This window comes from Streptomyces sp. NPDC097617, from assembly GCF_044761485.1.
GTDB lineage: Bacteria > Actinomycetota > Actinomycetes > Streptomycetales > Streptomycetaceae > Streptomyces.
In genome coordinates, this window is record NZ_JBIWCL010000011.1 from 1 (window position 1) to 17,954 (window position 17,954).

Below are 17,954 nucleotides of genomic sequence, written 5' to 3' on the forward strand. Positions count from 1 at the left end.
TCAAGAGTCCGATCGACTACGAACGCGAGTACTGGACCGGCCTCACTGTGGGGCTGGCCGCATAGGAAGGACTCCACACTTCGAGGGGATTGACAGGTGCGAACTTGCCGCAGGTCGGGATCCACGGGCATGCGAGCATCTCGCGGCCACCGCGCAGGCTCAGGCAGTTCTCCTTGCCGGGACGGTAGGTGCCGGCGGAATCGAGCCAGTGCTGTTGCGCGCACCCGTAGGCGAGGTGGTCGACGTCACGGCGCCCTCGCTTACCCCATTCCCCAGGCGCGTCAGGATCCTCCTTGACCAGGGACGCATGCTTCAGGGCCCGTTCATGCCGAGAAGAAGGTGACATCAGAGGGGCACAAGTCGCCAAGTAGGCCGTCCTGTCAGCCCGGTGCAGGATCTCAAGGTCGCGGCTGATGTCCCAGACGGAGGCGAGGGTGGCCTTGACATCGGGAACGAGCAGCGTCACGCGGTAGTCGTTGAGTGCGGCCCACGAGCCCAGGATCCGTACCAGCACGGACTTTCCGGTTCCGGTAGGTGCGTGAAAGATGTGGGTCCGGCCGGCCAGCAGATCCAGCACGTCGACGGTGTCGGTGTCGCGGGCCTTGACCCGGTCAAGTAGACCTGTCAGCACCTTGTACAGCCAGGGGCCCGCCTCCGTGTCCTCGTATTGGGTGTCCAGGAGCTGTGCGATGTCCTTGAGTTCCTGGACAGTGACGCGAACCGTGTCAAGGCTGGGCCGGGTGGTTAGCGCGGGAAGTGTGTCGTGGCCCAGGGGCTGGGTGTAAGCGGGGAAGCGGGGGATGGTGACGCGGCCGTGGACGATCTCGTTGCCATCGGTGCGTTCACTGGTTTCGTACGTCTGACCCGGCGCTGCGAAGTCGTGGGGCTTGCGCCGGTTGCTTGGCCGCCGGTAGGGCGCGAGGAGGCTCTTGGCGTAGCCGAGGTAGTCGCCTCCCAGTAGAGGATGGGCTGCGGTAGCGGTGAGGGGGTCGCCGACCAGTTTGAACAGCTGGAGAGTGCTCTCGTCGTCCTCCTCGTCGATGCTGCCCATGGCGCCCAAGGCAATACGGGCGGCAGAGGAAAACCGCTTCTCGTCGGCGAGGGTCGGATTGCTGAGCTTCATTACCTCGGCCACGAGCAGTCGTTCCTCACGGCTTAGCTCATTCCATCTATCCCATGCCTGAGGCTTGCAGCTGGCGAAGAACGCCGCGTTACGGAAGGAAGCCAGCGGCTTGCCCTGGTCATCCTGCTGCGGGAAGTAGTGGGCAGCCAGGGCGAGCGCGGCGCGGACAAAAGTGTCCCTAGAGGTCATCTGGCTCATGCCCACACCACGCCGGCGCTCCGGCAGACCATCTTGGCGAAGTCGGTCATGGTTGCGGCCTTCATTTCGTACTGGTGGCAGGTCACGGTCAGTAGGGGGATCTGGTCGGCCCGGTGGTCGGGAACGACGAGCCACTCGGCGCCGCCCTTGTCGCCGTCGTTACGATGCAGGCTCTCGGCTAGGACACGGCCGTGGGTGTAGTCCTTCACATCTACGGTGAACACGTGAGTGCTCCCGTCCCTGCCCTTGACCTCGATGCGATGGTCGTAGGCGTCACTCATCGGCCAGAGCATGACGGCTTCGTTCACATCTGGTATCACGGCGGCCAGGCGCTCCTGCAGAACAGTGTGGAGGCGCAGCTCGTGTAGCCCGGGGACGCAGGTGTAACGCCATACGCCACGCTTGAGGGCCAGATGCCCCTCAACCGGCTTGGCCTCCGGTACGGCACCAGTGGTTTCCAGCGCGAGCGCTGCCTCGTGTGCAGCGGGGGTGTCGGGGCTGTCGGGGTGCAGCTGCGGTGCATCGCCTGAGGTGGGCCGGAACATGAAGCTGGCGCCCGTATCGGCGTGCCGAGCGTAGAGGCAGGTGACGCGGTAGTACTCGCGGCCCGCGCTCATTCGCTTGCTGATCTTCATGGGCCACTTGCACACCGTGCAGGGGAACCACCAGGTGCGGTAGATGGCGTGGTACGGGATCTGCTCGTAGAAGCCGATCGCGTTCAGGGGCAAGCCACGCTTGCTCAGCTCCGCGGCGGTGCCGGCCGGGCATTCCACCAGTGTGGTGCGGTCCACGACGTACTGGGCATCGCCGCGACCTTTGAGGATCTCGTACATCTGATCCTGGTCGATCTCGTCTTGGAGCTGCTCCTCGGTGAACCGCATGCGCCCGATTCGTCGCAGTTTTTGCAAGATCCGATGGAGTTGTGCAGTCTCCCACTGCAGATCGAAGGCGCTGCTGGTAACGCACCCCTCAGAGTCGACGACCGGGAAGTCGAGATCGTCGAAGCCGGACCTGTCCAGCCACGGAGGAAGTAGTCCCTCAACGGGCCCGCGCAGCCTTCGGCGAAACTCGCCGAACGACAGTGGTACTCCGGGGCCGTAAGCGGCAAGCAGGTCCCCGTGATACTGCATTAGCTTCTCGGCCCGGTGGCGCGGACTTAGGTCCGGGGCGGTGATCGTCTGGCAGGCTTTGATGAAGGTGAAGTTGATCAGGCGGAACGCCTCGAAATGGGAGAACGTCAGGCCGTCGTCATCGACTCGTGTCGTCACGAGAAACGACCGTAAAGCATGGGTCTGACAACGGGCCCGAAACCCTCAAAACGATCACTTCTGTGAGGATGCCGCGCGCGGGTACATCTCCTTATACACATGGAGGTAGGAGGCAATGTGCTGCTGCCCCAGCGTGGTGACGTGCCACCGGTACTCAAGGACGTGCGTATCGCCCGGCGCCATCACTGGCCGCAGCTCGATGAAGCCTCTGCTGGGGTGCGCTTGGCGCTTCGGCCGGTAGCCGACCGCCAGATAGAACAATGACTTGCCTGACAGCTCACTCTCGTGAAGACCCTTCGGGCCGACTGCGGCGACACGCAGCACAACGCCCCACAGCCATTCCGACAGAAGATGTGCGGGAGGCGGGGGATCGACGGGTTCACCTAGTCCGGCCCGGGCCCACGCACGGCCGCGACGCGTGATCTCCACCAGGGTTCGGTCCACCTCGCCAATCCCAGGAACCTCCATACGGTCCTTGGCCACCTTGATCAGCCGTAGCCGTTCCAGGGAGTGGAGGGTTGCCCCTGCACCTTGATCGTGGACACCTGCGCTTCGCAGACGCTCCTGCAGGCGGGTATAGCCGACCGCTTCGGCTGGCGCGTCCAGGGCGAACGGCAACTTCCGCCACTGCTTGGCCGGCGGAACGCTCGCGCTGCTTTGCCTGCGCATCCACATCTCGGCCTCGGTCATCCGGTCATCCCGCAGGATCTCCGCCAGGTACATACGCTGCCGAGCATTCAACCCATCCCAACCTTCGACTGCCGACTCCGGAGGAACGTGTTGGTCCCGCTCAGGCAGCCATGGGGGCTCATCCTCCGGCCGCGTACGCATCCACGCGTCCATCACCATTCGAACCGGCACCTCGTACAGGGCGGCTAGCTGCTGCACGAGCCGGCCCGTGTGTTCCGGCTTGTTCCAGTCCCAGCCGGGCACCCGACGATCCCGCTCCAGACGGCGGATCTTGTTGGCATCGACGAACAGGTCACGGCCTACTGCGGTCACGAGAAGCCGGCTGGCAACTTCCTCCGCGGTCAGGCCAGCTCCATAGCGAAGATCAATTAGTTCCTCGGCGCCGCTAGGGGTGCCCGTGAGGTCCGCAGTGGTGCAGCCGAGCGCGTCCGCGAGTCGACGGACGTTTCTGGCTTCGGGCCTGTATCTTCCCTCTTCCCAGTACGCGACCACGCGAGAGGTGACGCCCACGCGATCAGCAAGAATCTGCGTGGTGACTCCAGCCTGTTCGCGCAAAGTGCGGATCTTCGTGTGCTCCACGGACAGCAGGTGCCTCGGCATACCGATAGAGAACTGCAACGAAGTCTTCGTGGCAACTAGCGTCGCGCCGCAACATGCAGGCCTGACGTCCCCTCTCGCTATGGAACCCCGAACAGCTGTCGAGCCGCCGTAGCGTGGGTGACACACAGGAGGACCCTTGCAGTCTGACGGCGTCGTGCGTCGAGAGATGGCGTCAAGAGAAGGCCGCCCCCGACCACTGAGCAGGTCGACTTGGAGTAGTAGACCAGCGTCACGGTCACGCGCACAGCGCCCATAAGTCCCCACTTTCAACGCTCTGACCTGCGACTATTTTCTACCTGCTTGCGTTGTATCCAATTCTGATGACCCATCATGTCGAGTGCGTCGCGATCCTTGAACCCGCCGGAAAGGGCCTCTGACCTGCAGGTTAGGCCAGTGTGCGTTATGTGCACTGTGGGCGTTACGGGCGATATCTTGACGCAGATTTGACGCTCGTGACGCACGTTTGACGCACGCCTGACGCATTTTCTGATGAGTCGTCAGTATGAAAAAGCCGCCCCACTCGACAGGTCTTCAGCCTGGAGGGTGGGGCGGCTTTTTCATGCCGGTCGCAGTCGTGGAGTCTTCTGCCTAGGACGGATACAGAGTTTCCCGGGTTGCTACTTAGAGTGATCGTCGAGAGTGGATGCCGAGGCATCAGACCTTCCGGAAATAGATCTGGCTGACTGCGTGTTGGCGGTAGGTCGGTACGGAGGGGGAGGTGTCGGACCTGAAGTTGTTCAACACAAAGGACGGCGTGGCGGAGGTCGCGCCGCGTCTGGCTGTGGTCGAAGCCGATGTGCAGGACCTCGTCGAGGCGCACATGGAGGCGATGCTCGGAGTCCGGTTCCTCGCGAGCGAGTACAGCACCGGGCCGGTTCACGGCGGCAGGATCGATTCGCTGGGCATCGACGAGAATGGTGCCCCGGTGATCGTCGAGTACAAGCGGGGCACCGACGCGGGCGTGATCAACCAGGGCCTGTTCTACATGGCCTGGCTGCTCGACCACCGGGACACGTTCCGGCACCTGGTCCGCGACCGGCTCGGGGTGAAGGTCGCAGACCAGGTGCTGTGGAGCGCGCCGAGGCTGATCTGCGTGGCCGGCGACTTTACCCGCTACGACGTTCATGCCGTGCGCGAGCACCGGCACGCCATCGACCTGGTCCGCTACCGCTACTTCGGCAGCGAGCACCTTGGCCTTGAGGCGGTGGCCTCCTTTGCCGGCCGCGCGGCCGGGGTCCGGGTGGGCAGCCGGAACCGGGGCACGGCGAAGGTCCAGCGGACCGCAGCCGGGGGTGGGGGCATGGCGGAGCTGGCGGTGTCCCTGGGTGAGGTGCTGCTCGGGCTCGGCGAGGACCTCACCAAGGTCACCAACCAGACCTACACGGCCTACCGGCGGATGCAGAACTACGCGTGCCTGGTCCCGCCGAAGAAGGCGAAGCTGCTGGTCTACCTGAAGGCCGATCCGGCGACGGTCGACCTGGTGCCGGGTTTCGCACGGGACGTGACCGGGCTCGGCCACCACGGAACCGGCGACCTGGAGCTGACGCTTCAGTCCGAGCGGGATCTGGAGCGGGCGGCCGACTACTTCCGGCAGAGCTACGCGCTGGCCTGAGGTGTCACGGGACGTGGAGAGAAGGGTGGCTGGGTTCGTGTTGCTGCCTCTCGATGGTTCGGGCGTGGGTGGCGGTGGATTTCCAATGGTCCAGAGATTCCCCGGTTTGGCTGACCGGGGATCTGCTGCTATATTCCCCGCGCTTGTGGCTCTGGGATGAGATGAGGACCCGTTCGCCGCCGGCCGAGGGTCTGGTCCGCTCTGTGGCTTTGTTCACGAGTTCCGGCTCTGGCCTACGTAGCCAGCTCTGCAAGCAGGCTGTCGGCGTATCCAGGGAGGGGACACCGGGGGTGGCGCCGGTGTGGTCTGCTTGACGGCTGGATCAGGTCTGTGAATGCACCTGAGGCTTGATGACCGCCAGGTCTCCGTCGGAGACATCGCCGTCACGCCAGGCGACCTCGCCATCGACCGCTCCCCGGGCGGCATCCTGTGTGGTCACCGTGATCCAGACCTTCGGGGAGGCTAGCCCCCACCCGTGGGTGCTCGCCCACTCCATGACGTCGTCGGGGATCACCACACCCAAGGGACCGGGGTCGACTAGGGGAGCGAACCGTGCCTCGCCGACCATGACGGACCAGACAACGTTCATAGCTTCCTCCTAGGGTGTGTCCCGCAATGAGGCCGCCACGGCTCAGTCGGTCAGATGTCCTGCATCCCGCCATTGAGGTACCAGGAACTGTCCGCGAGAGCGGTTAGTAGCGCTACCTGCCAGCTGTTGGGGCTGTAGTCACCGTGTTCGTCGGCGTCGGCAAGGAGGAGGTTGCGCAACGCCTCGGGACCTGCGTCGGTGAATGTTCGCGTGTCCCTCCTCTTCCGTCTCGCGAGGGCGTGCCCTGCTTCGTCACGGTACCGGTCGGCAAGGTGGTACTTGTCGAAGTGCCTGCGAATTCGCGAGGCCTTGATGCCTGGCCACGTTGCGGGTGGTAGGGCTTCGAACAGCGCGACGCCCCCAGCGGAGGCGTCGATCTGCGCGAAGAGCCATCGGTCGGTACCAAGATCGTCGAAGTAGGGATGCAGTGCTTCCCGGGCAGGGTCCTCGTCGAAGGTGTTGGACTTGGCTTGGTTGCAGGTCCCGCACACCGCGACGAGGTTCAGAGGGGTCAAGGCGAGCAGAGGGAACTTGTCCTTCGGCGCATGGTGGTCAACCTGCGCAACGGCCTGGACACCACACAGGGGGCATCGGGTGTCAGCCGCGAGAGCCTTGATCGCGTCGTAGAGCTGGCGGCCCGAGGCGCGTCCCACCACAGCCTGTCCGTAAGTCTCTTCGAACATCACGCGGTCTTTGTGGTCGGACTGGGTGATCTTCTCGACGATGAGGAGGGACCGCAGGATTCCCAACTGGCCCGCCTTCAGGTACCTCTGTTCCAGTTCCCTGAGTCCATGCAGGTGTTGACTGAACCTCTCGGCGTACCCGAATTTCTCCAGCCAGACCGAGCAGGCCTCCACGACCTCCTTGACCCCGAACGGTGGTCGTTGTGGCTGGAGCATCAGTTGCTTCCCCGGGTACGCGCGTAGGTCATCGCCCGCAGGAGAGACCTCCCTTCCGAGCCCAGCCCGGTGAACCGCGCAGAGATCTCCTCGAAGGAGCCGCCTTCCTCCACCGCTTCGGCGATGGCTGCATGGAATCCGGTCGAGGTGGTCTCCAGCCCAAAGGCCTCATGGGTCAGCTCGCCGATGCTCTCGCCGTAGGTCTCCATGGTCGGCCTGCTGGCCGTAAGTTCCGCGCCGTTGCGGAACATCCTCCAGACGCATGATGCGGGTACTTCTTGCAGTACGACGGGGGAGTGAGTGGCGATGATGGCCATGCCGTTGCGGTCCGCAAGCAGGTCGGACAGGGCCCGAGTGAGGGCGGCAAGGAGGGGCGGGTGTAGATGCGTCTCCGGTTCGTCGATCAGTACGAGGGTGCGTTCCCTGACCACTCTCACCAGCCGTGTCACAAGGAGGAGTACGGCTTTGTGGCCGGAGCTGAGTCCGTCGAAGATGCGCCCCATCATCTCTTCGACGTGCCCCAGGTCGGCATGCCTCATGAGTTCTGTCAAAGTGTCGGCGTGCGCGTCGAGAAATCCGCTGCCGGGGTAGTTCAGCGTGTCGATGGCCCTCTGCCAACGTTCACCTGTCGCCCCGATGCGCACTTCGGTGAAGTTCCTCGTGAACTCGCCGCGCAGGTCGGCATCGGATTTGAGTTCCAGTCCGCTCTTTCTGAGACCGATGTAGGTGAAGCGAAGGTCCTCACCCAAGTCGTCGATCTGGTAGGGCCGGTCGAACGGACTGAAGCTCGCGGTCACGCAACCGGTGAAGCTGTCGTCCTCACCTCCGGAAGCGCTCTCCACCGATACAAGTCCGGCCATCACTTGCGCGGCAATGGCGTGGAGAAGATGAGACTTGCCAACACCGTTGCGGCCGATCAAGGCGTGCACGTTGGTGGCCGGCCGGCTCCCGGGTGAGGCGTTGAAGGCGAATTCCTGGGCGTAGAGCAGGCCGTCCCTGGGTGGGGTGTAGGACCACGCGAAGGGCACCCGGTGTTCACGCATACCGCGAGCAATACGCTGAAGGCGGCGCAAGTCCTTGTTCGTTTGGTCGCGCAGCAAGGACCGTTCGAAGACGGGATGCGAATGGAAGAAATCTTCCATTTCCGGATTGTAGGCGATGTCGTTCAGGGCCCGCAGGATGGTGCGTCCCGCACCCGACGGCAAGTCAATCAGGGCCGCGTAGTAATCATCTTGATGTCCAAGGCTGGCGAACTGTTCTGAGAGCGACGTGAACACCGGGGGCAACACCTCCTGGGTGGCCCAGATGCCGCCCTCTAGCCTGGGCTTCAGAGTGAGATGCCCGATCCGCACGTAACCGATGCGGGACATCTTCCCGGCCAGGCGTACCCGTAGGTCAAAGGTTGTGGAGAACCCGTAGTCGTTCCAGTTGTCCTTGATCAAATAGGCCCCGTCGCGGGCTGGCACCCTTGCTCTGTACTCCAGGACCTCGAAGCGCACCGGGCTCCCTCGGTAGACGTTGATCGACACTGACGATCAGACTGCCGCACGAATCCCAGGTGCGGCTACGACCCTGCGCCTGACATCCACCAGACACTCCGCGACTGAAGGCGAACATCCGCGTTAGAGGAGGACGGCAGGCCGCTTCCCGGGCACATTGATCAGGCGGCCCTGGCAAGCACCAACGAGTCTCCTGCAAGGCCGATCTGCAGCGCGACGGCGGAGGCAGCATCCCTAAGGTGCGGGCGGGTGCTGGAACTCCAGCGCCCGTGCGGCCCCTCGAAGAGCAGATGATGATGCCGAGTGTAGAGGCCCGCGTGTATCTGGACGGGCCTGATCCTGGATTTACCGTCGGGGGGTGGTGCGGGGCGCCGGCACCGCAGGACGGACGACGCCTGCCTGCGGCAACGGGCGGCTTGTGCTTGGGGCTGTGCGGCGCTGCGGCGGTCGGACGGCCTGGCCGTGGGCGAGCGCGAAGGCGATGTCCTGAATGAGCGACGTGGGGGCGTGCGTCGAGAGGCGGATGGCCCAGTGGGGGCTGTCCGCGGTGTTGCCGCCCCAGATGGTCCAGGCCGGCAGGGGATGCCCCTGCTTGACGAAGCTGTCGAAACGCAGACCGGCTGCCCCGTTGTAGGAGGCGGGGGTGGTCCAGTCGATGAGCCGGGGGCCGACCGCCACGGGCCAGCCGACGTCACCCAACGGGCGCGAGGCGGATGCGAGGTCTGCCTCCGTCACTGGACTGTTCGTGCCCGGGCCCCAGGCGTCTTCGGTACTCACGCTGTCGAGCAGGACGCCCATGATCTCGACGGGTGTGGTGGGGGTGGCGGTGGCGTGCCAGAGGCGCTCTCCGACGGGTGACTCGTAGGTTGCGACCGTCCAGGCGTTGTCTCCGCGGAGGGCTTCGTGGAGGAACTCCACGCGGACGGTCAAGGACTCGTGGCTGGCGATGGTCGTCTCGTCGTGGGGCCGCCACTTCTCCCATCCATGCTTGGCGAGGAAGTCCTGAAGGAGCGCTTCGTGGTCGCCGGGTTCGGCGGCGTACGAGGGAAGCGTCTGCGAGACCATCTCGGGCGGAGCATCGGCCTGCCTGGGTGTCCTGGTTGTTGTCAGCGGTTCCGCGGAAGGTGCGGCAAGGGCTGCGGCTGCGGCGAGCTCGATATCCGTAGGGGGCGCGGGGCCCGGCCGGGCTGCGACGGGGTAGTGGCGGAGGAAGTCGGCTATGGCCTCGGTCTCGGAGTCGAAGAGCATGGTCTCCTGGCGCACGTAGTTCTCGCCGTGCAGGTGGATGCTCTCGCCCCCGCGGTAGGTACCGACCGCGACGGTGGTCCAGCCGTCGTTGGCGTGCATGTGGATGACGAGGCTGCCGTCGGCGATGGCATCGTGGATGGCCTGGGCGTCGGCGCTGACCTCGCGGATCTCTTCCCTGGTCAGCCAGGTCATGGGGTAGTTGCCGTACGTCCACTCGGTGTCGATCTCTTCCTGCAGCGCGGGATCGATGTCCACGGTGGTGCCGTCTTCGCGGAGCGCTTGGGCGGCCATGTCGGCGTAGTGGGCTTCTTCGCGGTCGATGCGTGCCAGGACCATGGTCGTTTCGCTGGTCGCACGGAATCCGTGGATGGCCAGGGCGGTGCGCGTGAGGCTGTGGGGGCTTGCGGTGATGGTGGCGATCACGGCGTTGCGGTGGTCGGGATGAAGGGCCAGGCGGACATGGGCGGGTGACGGGCTGGGCATGTGGCTCATTCCTCGGGTCCGGCCGACAGGGGGCTGGCCGGACCCGGTCGGGTGGGCTTATCGGGAGGACCGCGTCGACACGGCGGGGGTTCGGGGTGAGCGGGTGTTTGGTGGCCCGGCCCGGGAGGCAGGGGTCGGCCGAGGGCGCGGGCGCTCGGTAGCCGTCTGGCCGGTGGCGTGCTGCCAGCGGGCTCGCACTGCGGTGAGGTCGGCGAGTGCGCGGCGGCTGCCCGTGACCAGCTGGTGCACGGAGTTCGCCCGGTCCTGGGTGAGGGTCTGGGTGTGCATGCCGGCGGCGTGGGCGTGGTGGAGGAGCGAGCGCCGCAGGATCTTCTCCCCCCAGTGCTCCGGGACCCCCGCCCCCGCGGAAAGCAGGTCCAGCGCGTCCTGCGCTGTGAATGCGGGGGTGATCAGGCCGTGCTGCTGGGCCTCCCAGAGCACGGTCACCCCGTCGACCGGATCCCCACGGGCGGTCAGCGAGCTCAAGCATCGGTACAGGGCGCCGTGCAGGGGGACGGCGAAGTCCTCCGGGCGCAGCCACCGCATCGACCCGAGCTCGGCCGGGTACGCGACGGCCGTGGACACCAGCAGCTGCTCTTCGCTCACCGCGTCCGGTCCGCTATCGCGGGCGGGGGGCGGCGGGGGTGTGGTGCGGGGGAGCGAGCCCGGGTGGGAGGGGAAGGCGGTTGCGAGGTGGTCGAGGGCGGAGGTGAGGGCGTCGGCCTGGGCCAGGGCAACTGCTACGGGGTCGGGCCGGGCGGTGTCGGTGGCTGCCTGGACGAGGAGGTCGGCGTGGGTGCGAACGGTTCGCCGGGCGTGGTCGGCGCGGACCATCCGCGCGTAGGCGGGGGCGTGTGCGGGCTCGGGGCAGGCCGCGGCCAGGGTGTGGAGGTAGGACTGGGCCAGGCCGCGGGCGTGGGGGAGGGCGTGGGCGTGGACGGCGTTGATCCAGACGGGCTCCTTGGCGTGGAGGGAGGGGGTCGGCGGAGTGAGGGCGGCCATCGCCGCGAACAGGGCACGGTGTCGGACATTGGCGAAGTGGCCGGCGTCGAGCGTGCCGAGGTTCTTGATTCCGTAGGGATCGAGGAGGAGCGCGCCGAGGAGGGCCTGCTCGGCGTAGTGGACTGGAGGGCTCGCGGGGATGTCGCCCAGGCCGAAGTCCGGTTCCGTTACCCGGTTGTTGGCCATCAAGCCGCCAGGACGAAGTCGGACCGGGTGAGGGTCTTGCCCAGGTGCGGCGCCACGAGGTGCGCGGCCAGCAGGGGAGGCACGGCGTTGCCTATCTGCGAGAACTGCTGGCCCTTCGTACCGACCCACGGATAGTCGGCCGGGAAGGTCTGCAACGCACCGGCCTCGGCGGCGGTGATCCGGATCGGATCAGGCGCCGGATCCAGTCCGCCAGGTGCGCTCGGTGAGGGTTCGGCGACCCACATGCACTCGTTCGCCCGGTGCCCGAAGAACAGGGTGCCGGCGGGCTCGTGCGCACCGCGGACGGTCGCGTTCGCCTGGTTGTTGCTGCGCAGGGACCAGGACCAGGGACAGTTCCCGCAGGTGCACGACGGGGTCACCACCCGGGAGGTGCGACCGCGCCTGGGGCGCGGGGCAGCAGACGGCGCGGGCGCCTTCCAAGTCCCGCGGTCCCGTGCATCGGTGAGAGTTTTGCGAGCTCCCGAGGGGAATGGCTCGGGTCCACCGCCCGGGCCGCCGCCGGCGCAGACGGTGGGAACGGGGCGGTCGGTGGCGCCCCAGCCGAGGGCTTCTGCCATGGACACCCACCTCTCGCGGCCCGGCCCGAACAAGGACTCCTGCTCGGCGCGCTCGGCATGCGTCGGGGGCGGAGGTTCGGCTTGCCGGGTCCGGGAGGCGAGCAGGATCGCCCGCTTACGGGTCTGCGGCACCCCGTAGTCCGCCGCGTTGAGGATCCCGGTCCAGACGGAGAAGCCCCAGCCGCGCAGGATCACCGCGTACTGCCGCCACAGAGGCAGGACGTCGGGGACCTCCTCCATGAGGATCCACTCCGGCTCGCCCCCCTGGCGCAGGGCGTGGAGGTAGCGCATCGGCTCAGCGGCCAGCAGGGACCGCGGATCCGCGCACCGGGCCAGCAGTTCCGTGCGGGTGTCGCGTCCTGCGGCGAGGTCGGCAACGGCCTGGTGAACGAGCGGCTGGTCGAGCAGGCCGAGCCGCTTACCGGCCATCGACCAGGCCTGACACGGTGGCGAGGCGATCAGCCCGCGCACCCGCCCCCGGAAAACGTGCGCCGGGTACATCGCGACGTCGGTGCGGATCGTCAACTGGGCAGCCTGAGCACGGGTCTTGCAGGCCCACTCGTCCCACTCCAGGCCTACGTCGCGCACTCCGAGTACTTGGAGCGCGTGGCTCCACCCGCCCGGTCCGGCGAACAGGTCCAGGACCATGCCCTTCAAGAGGCGAGTCCGAAGTCATCCTGTTCCGCGACGGCGGAGCCCCGGCAGGCCCACGGGGAGCATCCGTCGACCACGCCGGCTTCGAGCTCCTCGACGTCCGGCGCCGCACCTTCGGACTCCTCCTGGAGCGCGGCCCATTCGGCCGCCGTCACGTGGTCGATCGGAGCCTCGGAGAGAGGGACACGGGAGCGGTGCAAGAACGCCTCGCCCAGCAGCGGGTTTCCGGTCGCGTTGGCGCGCGCGTTTCCCTTGCGGATTTCCGCATCGAACCGCACCACGTCGTCCCACTCGGCCGGAGAGGTGTCACGGATATTTCGCCACTGCGCGTTGCCGTGGAAAGGGCATCCGAGACAGCTCGACTTCGGAGTGCTGGCGAGCCCGATCGACTTCAGGTAACGGATGCAGTCGGAGCGCGACCAACTCATGTCGATAAGCGGGTGCCGGTTGCGCATGTACTTTACATCGGAGTCCTTCGCGCGATGGAACTCATCGGTGGATATCCCCACCCACTGCTCCACGAAAATCCCAGATGGGATGCGCTGCGGATAGGAATAGCCGAGGAGCTCGCGCACCTTCTTCTTGATCGGCTTGATTTTATATTCCCCGGTGCATTGGCGCCGGGTCATACCAGCCTTTCCCTCCTTATTTAGAATGTAGAGGGGCATGGATGCGAAGCGCTTGGAGGGGTTCAGGGCATCATCGCGAATATTGCCGGACGAGACGCGGAGTATAGGTATGCCAGCCGGTTCCGCTATTTCGCGTTCCAGGCGGTCAAGATGGGAATACACGGCGGCCGGTTCCCAGCCTGTGTCAGCGACTCCGCCGCAAGTTCGCGATTTCTGAAGGTGCTGCGCGGTGAACTTGCGGGTGTGCGGGTGGGATATCGGGGGTCGGGGGCGCGGGTTCGAGCGTATGAGGGCAGGGTGGGGCAAGGAGAGGACACCAATCGGTGAGGGGGAGCCGCGAAAGTGTCGAAAGCGGCGTGGGGCTACTGCTCGAGCGGTGACTCGAGGAATGCTCTGGCGGCGTTGGCGTAGCGCATCGCGGCGCGTTCGCTGATGCCGAAGACGACGGCCAGGTGGAGGGCGTCGGGGCCGCGGGTGAGCGCCTCTTCCAGCTGCCGGTCCTGGCGGATCTGGTTGAGGGGGACGCCGACCTCGCGGAACTGGGAGCCGAGCCACGTCGGACTGACGGGGATCTGGGACTGGGCCGTGCGTTCCGAGACGATCAGGTGCTGGTTGACCGTGTGGGGCCATCGCTGATGGCGGTAGCGCAGGTAGGCGTTGATGATCTGCTCGGTGAGCTCATCGAGCCGGCGGGGATGGCCGCCGACGGTCAGGCGGCGCTTGTCGAGATCGACGTCGCTGAGGCCGAGGGTCTGTAGAGCGGTCGGACGAGCGGCATGCACTGCAGTGAGGGCAAGGATCAGTCGGCGGAGTGGTGTGGTGGCGTGGGCAACGAGCGCGTCGAGCTGATCGGGCTCCAGCCGTGGCGGCAAGCTCGGCTCGACCAGGCCGCCCTTGAAGTGAGCGGTGGGGTTTCGGAAGACCCGCCCGGCGGCCTTGTGGAACTGGAAGATGGACCGGAGGGCGACCAGGACGCGATTGCGCTGCAGGCCAGTGAGGGTCTTCGTGGCCTCCTTGATGTCCTCGCGGGTGACCTCGCGCAGGTGCTGATATCGGCCCGACCAGTCGACGAGTGCGGGCAAAGCGGCACCCAGGTAGTTGCGGATGGTGCTCGGGTCGCGCTGCAGGGTCCGAGGGCCACCGTCGCGGAGGGTGGTGGCCCAGAGCTCGATCTCCGCGGAGACGGTGGGGTTGAGCTGCGTGAGCTTGCGCTCAAGCCAGGCGTCGAAGGCGGAGACCCGGTCGTCGTCGAGGATGCCGAGGAGGTCGAGAACCTCTGCCGTGTGGCCGACCTTGAGGTTGAGCTGGTCGAGTACGACGAGGTCGGAGTAGGCGATGGTGTCGCCGGCTGCGTGCCCGGAGAGCACCACCGGCAGGGTGTCGTTGATCTTGCGCAGGACCCACGGAGCCCAGCCGCGGCCTTCGGCGAGGCGCCGTGCGGCCTCCTTGGCCTCGATCAGCGTGGGGTTGTCCGGGTTGGCGTGCAAGGCACGCTTGAAGCGGAGGTAGTCCGGCCGCGCCGGAAAGAGTGCCTGCTGCCCGGGGATCTGCCAGGTCAGCGGGATGATGACAGGCGGCGGCGCCTTGTGGGGCCGGCCGAGAGCGCGGCGAGGGCCCAGTGGGAAGGAAAAGAAGAGCTGCCAGGAGACGAGGTCGACCGGCGGCATGACTTCCCGAATGCGCTTGCGTTCGAGCTGCCGTAACGCCTGCGCATGGCAGAGGCGACAGTATCCGCGCCTCAGTGGCGCCTGCCGCTGACAGCCGGTGCACAGCTCGCGTCGCCAGACCCGCCAGACGAGGCACTCCTGGCACATCCGGCTGCCGACGATCGGGCCCCAGGCCAGACAGTAGCGGCAGCTGGCCACCGGGATCGGCGCACTCACTCCGGTGGCAGGGACCGGCCGCTCGCGGGCCGGGGCCGGACCGGAGGCGGTGGTGCCCCGACGGCCTGTTGTGACGCCACGTCCGCCGCCGGCGCTGCCACTGTGTTCGGTTCGGGGATGAGCAGTTCCGCGATACCGCAGCCGAGGACGGCGCAGATCACATCCAGGTCGGCGAGCTTGATACTGATGGGCTGCCCGGACCAGAGCCCGGACATCTTCCCGGCAGAGATCACCAGTCCCCGCTCGGCGAGCATCCGCTGCAGTTCGCTGGCCTTCCAGATACCGCGATTCGCCGCGGTCAGCCGCAGGTTCCACTTCATCGGGCCAGCCCTTCCAACCGGGAGGCGGCACGCTGCTGGCCAGCGAGCCAGGCGTCCTCGACGTGGGTGTGCAGGACGTGTACGTAGCGCATGGTGGTCGCCACCCACCAGTGGCCGAGAAGTTCCTGCACGGCCACCAGGTCCATGCCGTTCCGATAGAGCTCCGAGGCGCAATAGTGCCGCAGGACATGCGGGGTGAGCTGGCCAGACCATGTGGGCAGGTGCTTATCGACGGCCTGCGTGAGGCCGCGGCGCAGGGAATCCAGGCCGGCCCGGGGAGCCGATCCGTCGGCCATGTGTCGTTCAGATGGGAAGAGCGGCGCACCAGGGCGCGTGTGGTCGTCATCGAAGTGACCCCATACGTCCTCGATGTACCAACGCACCAGGCGGTCCGCCCCGTTGATCAGTGGCACCACGCGGGCACGCGGGCCTGAGCCCTGAGTTCCCTTGCCGAAGCGGACGTGCAGCTTGCCGAAGCGGCCGAGCTCCCAGCGCACGTCGTTCAGGTCCAACATCCGGGTCTCGTTGATGCGCAGGCCCACCAGGGTCATCAGCTTCGCCGCGGTGTAGTTGCGGGCTGCAGGGGCGAACTTCCGGCAGCCCGCCAGGTCCTCCCGCCAGCCCGCGAACAGGAGAGCCACCTCCGGGTCGGTCGGGGGGATTCGCAACCCGATCTCGCCTCGACCGCGCGGCCGGTTCATCTCGTCCAACGGGGATGCGATCACATCGCCGGTCAGCGCATGCAACTCGGCCCGGTGACGCAGCTCCAGGAAGGCGAAGAAGGTCGACAGGGACTGGGCATGCGCCAGTCGCGTTCCCTGCGAGGACGAGCGCACCACCCGCCCGAAGTACGCATCCGCATCCGGCGGCTTCATCTCCCACAGCGGCCGGCCGAACCACGAGCGGACCTGCTCCAGATGCGATACATCGCCGCGAATCGTGCCGTCCGCCAGCCCGGCCGACGCCCGCGCCAGGACGAAGCCCGCCAGCACGTCGGTCTCGAACGCCTCCAGCTCCTCCGGGCTCGCCGGGGTGCGCTCTGTTCTGATGTCCCGTACGACCGCCAGACTCATGTCGCCCCTCCGCATCCTCAGCAAAGCTGACAGTGCGAAGACTAGAGCGAGAAGGCTTCAGGAATCCTGAGAATCCATCAACTCGGCCTGTGAGTACGGGGAACCCACGGGTGCCCTGGTCAGCTGGTTGTAGCCCCGCACCGGCTCCGCGCCCCCACGAGGGAACCTGCTGTATATCCCACAAAACGGCGTAGTCGACCTTGGGGAGGATGCCCTCGGCGGACAGGGCGAGAAGAGCCGAAGACTGGATGCCGGCACCCAGCGACAGGATGCGCTTGGCAGGGCTGTTGCCCGAGTCGGCGGATCCCGGAGAGGTGGCGGTGGGCGGTGTCCGGCGGGAAGTGGAGGCGGTGGGGATAGAGAGTCCTTGGGGGTGACGGTGCACGGCCCGGGCGGGGAGGACGTGCGACGAGGAGAGGAAGATGAGCGGTCAGCGGGTTCGGGCTGGTGCCGCGGTGACGTGGGTGCTCGGTACCGGAGTTGTGGTCAGCGCGGAAGCGTGGGGGGCGCGTCCGAGTTGGGAGGCGACGGTCATCGCGCCGCTGAAGGTGAGGCGGACGCGGTCCGGGGGAGGCCCGCCGTCAAACGCCGGTGGAGCAGAAGCGGGTTCACGTGAGGTCAGGCCCCGCTGCTCCAGAACGAGCACGGTGTCGATGCGTACGGAGTCGGACCGGCTGTGGACGTGCTCACGGTCTCCGCTACCGCCGATCGCGAGGTGACCGCGTGCGGCGGCATGCAGCGCGGTCCGCTCGGCCGGGGTCAAGTGAACCGCGGCGGTGCCGGGGCTGCTGCGGTTCATCTCCACGGCGATGGCGGTCGCTGCCTCCACCGCCGCTGCCGGGCCCAGGGCCGTCAGCTCTTGCGCGAGCGCTATCTGTCGGCTGACCTCCCGGGTCGCGCGCGCCTGGTCCGGCACCGATGCCGGGGCGCCGAGGCATCCCTTCGCCTCGGCGAGGTGATGGGCCGCTCCGGCCGTCAGGTAGACGAGCTGCTTGATACGGATCGCGGCCTCCTCTACTACGGCGGTCGTGGGGATCGGATGGCCCTGGATGGCCTGGACCGCTTCCGTGCAGGCGTTCGCGAGGAACGCGGCGGAGGCGTGCCCGCGGGCCGCACCGTAGGCCGGGCGGAGTCGGGAGAGGAGGTCGTTGTGCTGGGTGAACTGGTCGGCGAGGGCGAGTAGACGCACGACCGGCGAGGCCGTTCCCGGGGAGGGCGGAGCGGGCAGGGCAGGGGCAGAGGCCACGGGCAGCACGGGACCAGGAGGCGCCGGTGGGGTGGGTGCGGTGACTGCGGGTGGCGTGGGTGCGGCGCGCGGTGGCCGGCGGGGCGCGGCTGGAGCGGGCTCGTTGGGGAAGGAGAAGAGGACGTCGTCGGTCATAGGTGGGATGAACCCTTCGGGGAACTGGTCCCGGACGGG

Annotated in this window: 14 protein-coding genes and 1 pseudogene; 1 reads left to right on the top strand and 14 read right to left on the bottom strand. The window is 66.8% G+C overall.

Translation table 11 applies throughout. The features are described from left to right. Positions 1–16: 16 nt before the first annotated feature. The 3 genes from ACIQZO_RS19065 to ACIQZO_RS19075 are packed head-to-tail and all read right to left on the bottom strand — an operon-like array spanning position 17 to position 3,858. The gene (locus ACIQZO_RS19065) at positions 17–1,321 is read right to left on the bottom strand and encodes a hypothetical protein (RefSeq protein WP_403627441.1); all 1,305 of its coding nucleotides are present in this window, start codon (positions 1,319–1,321) and stop codon (positions 17–19) included. Continuing rightward, entirely contained in the window at positions 1,318–2,589 is a 1,272-nt protein-coding gene (locus tag ACIQZO_RS19070) for a hypothetical protein (protein WP_403627443.1), read from the bottom strand. The genes ACIQZO_RS19065 and ACIQZO_RS19070 overlap by 4 nt, the downstream gene beginning before the upstream one ends. A 54-nt stretch (positions 2,590–2,643) precedes the next feature. Beyond that, positions 2,644–3,858: a helix-turn-helix transcriptional regulator gene (locus tag ACIQZO_RS19075; RefSeq protein ID WP_403627445.1), complete on the bottom strand. Its 1,215-nt coding sequence runs from the start codon at positions 3,856–3,858 to the stop codon at positions 2,644–2,646. A gap of 739 nt (positions 3,859–4,597) precedes the next feature. On the opposite strand from ACIQZO_RS19075, the gene ACIQZO_RS19080 reads away from it, so the two are divergent. Continuing rightward, positions 4,598–5,491, top strand: a complete 894-nt coding sequence (locus ACIQZO_RS19080) for a DUF5655 domain-containing protein (RefSeq protein WP_403627447.1) — start codon at positions 4,598–4,600, stop codon at positions 5,489–5,491. 322 nt (positions 5,492–5,813) lie between these two features. Here ACIQZO_RS19080 and ACIQZO_RS19085 read toward each other — a convergent pair whose 3' ends face one another. From ACIQZO_RS19085 to ACIQZO_RS19135, 11 genes and pseudogenes are all read right to left on the bottom strand, one after another. Continuing rightward, positions 5,814–6,080 (bottom strand): hypothetical protein, encoded by a 267-nt coding sequence (locus ACIQZO_RS19085; RefSeq protein WP_403627449.1) that lies wholly within the window; start codon positions 6,078–6,080, stop codon positions 5,814–5,816. A gap of 50 nt (positions 6,081–6,130) precedes the next feature. Next, the gene (locus ACIQZO_RS19090) at positions 6,131–6,979 is read right to left on the bottom strand and encodes an HNH endonuclease (RefSeq protein ID WP_403627451.1); all 849 of its coding nucleotides are present in this window, start codon (positions 6,977–6,979) and stop codon (positions 6,131–6,133) included. Continuing rightward, a complete protein-coding gene (locus tag ACIQZO_RS19095) occupies positions 6,979–8,508 on the bottom strand; it encodes an AAA family ATPase (RefSeq protein WP_403627453.1) in 1,530 nt (509 codons plus the stop codon). The genes ACIQZO_RS19090 and ACIQZO_RS19095 overlap by 1 nt, the downstream gene beginning before the upstream one ends. 315 nt (positions 8,509–8,823) lie before the next feature. Then, entirely contained in the window at positions 8,824–10,209 is a 1,386-nt protein-coding gene (locus tag ACIQZO_RS19100; RefSeq protein WP_403627454.1) for a DUF317 domain-containing protein, read from the bottom strand. Positions 10,210–10,266: 57 nt separating this feature from the next. Beyond that, positions 10,267–11,397 carry a DnaB-like helicase N-terminal domain-containing protein gene (locus ACIQZO_RS19105; RefSeq protein ID WP_403627456.1) on the bottom strand — a complete coding sequence of 377 codons (1,131 nt, stop codon included), beginning with the start codon at positions 11,395–11,397 and terminating at the stop codon, positions 10,267–10,269. Further along, positions 11,397–12,623: a DNA cytosine methyltransferase gene (locus ACIQZO_RS19110; protein WP_403627805.1), complete on the bottom strand. Its 1,227-nt coding sequence runs from the start codon at positions 12,621–12,623 to the stop codon at positions 11,397–11,399. Before ACIQZO_RS19110 ends, ACIQZO_RS19105 begins: the two co-directional genes overlap by 1 nt. A 5-nt stretch (positions 12,624–12,628) precedes the next feature. After that, a pseudogene (locus tag ACIQZO_RS19115) lies at positions 12,629–13,447 on the bottom strand (hypothetical protein); the annotation flags it as partial. A 173-nt stretch (positions 13,448–13,620) separates the two neighbouring features. Then, on the bottom strand, positions 13,621–14,925 hold the full coding sequence (locus ACIQZO_RS19120) for a hypothetical protein (RefSeq protein ID WP_403627458.1): 1,305 nt from the start codon (positions 14,923–14,925) through the stop codon (positions 13,621–13,623). 212 nt (positions 14,926–15,137) lie between these two features. Next, positions 15,138–15,461 carry a helix-turn-helix domain-containing protein gene (locus ACIQZO_RS19125; RefSeq protein ID WP_403627460.1) on the bottom strand — a complete coding sequence of 108 codons (324 nt, stop codon included), beginning with the start codon at positions 15,459–15,461 and terminating at the stop codon, positions 15,138–15,140. Further along, positions 15,458–16,534 (bottom strand): tyrosine-type recombinase/integrase, encoded by a 1,077-nt coding sequence (locus ACIQZO_RS19130; protein WP_403627462.1) that lies wholly within the window; start codon positions 16,532–16,534, stop codon positions 15,458–15,460. The genes ACIQZO_RS19125 and ACIQZO_RS19130 overlap by 4 nt, the downstream gene beginning before the upstream one ends. Before the next feature lie 430 nt (positions 16,535–16,964). Then, entirely contained in the window at positions 16,965–17,915 is a 951-nt protein-coding gene (locus ACIQZO_RS19135; protein ID WP_403627464.1) for a hypothetical protein, read from the bottom strand. Positions 17,916–17,954: the final 39 nt, after the last annotated feature.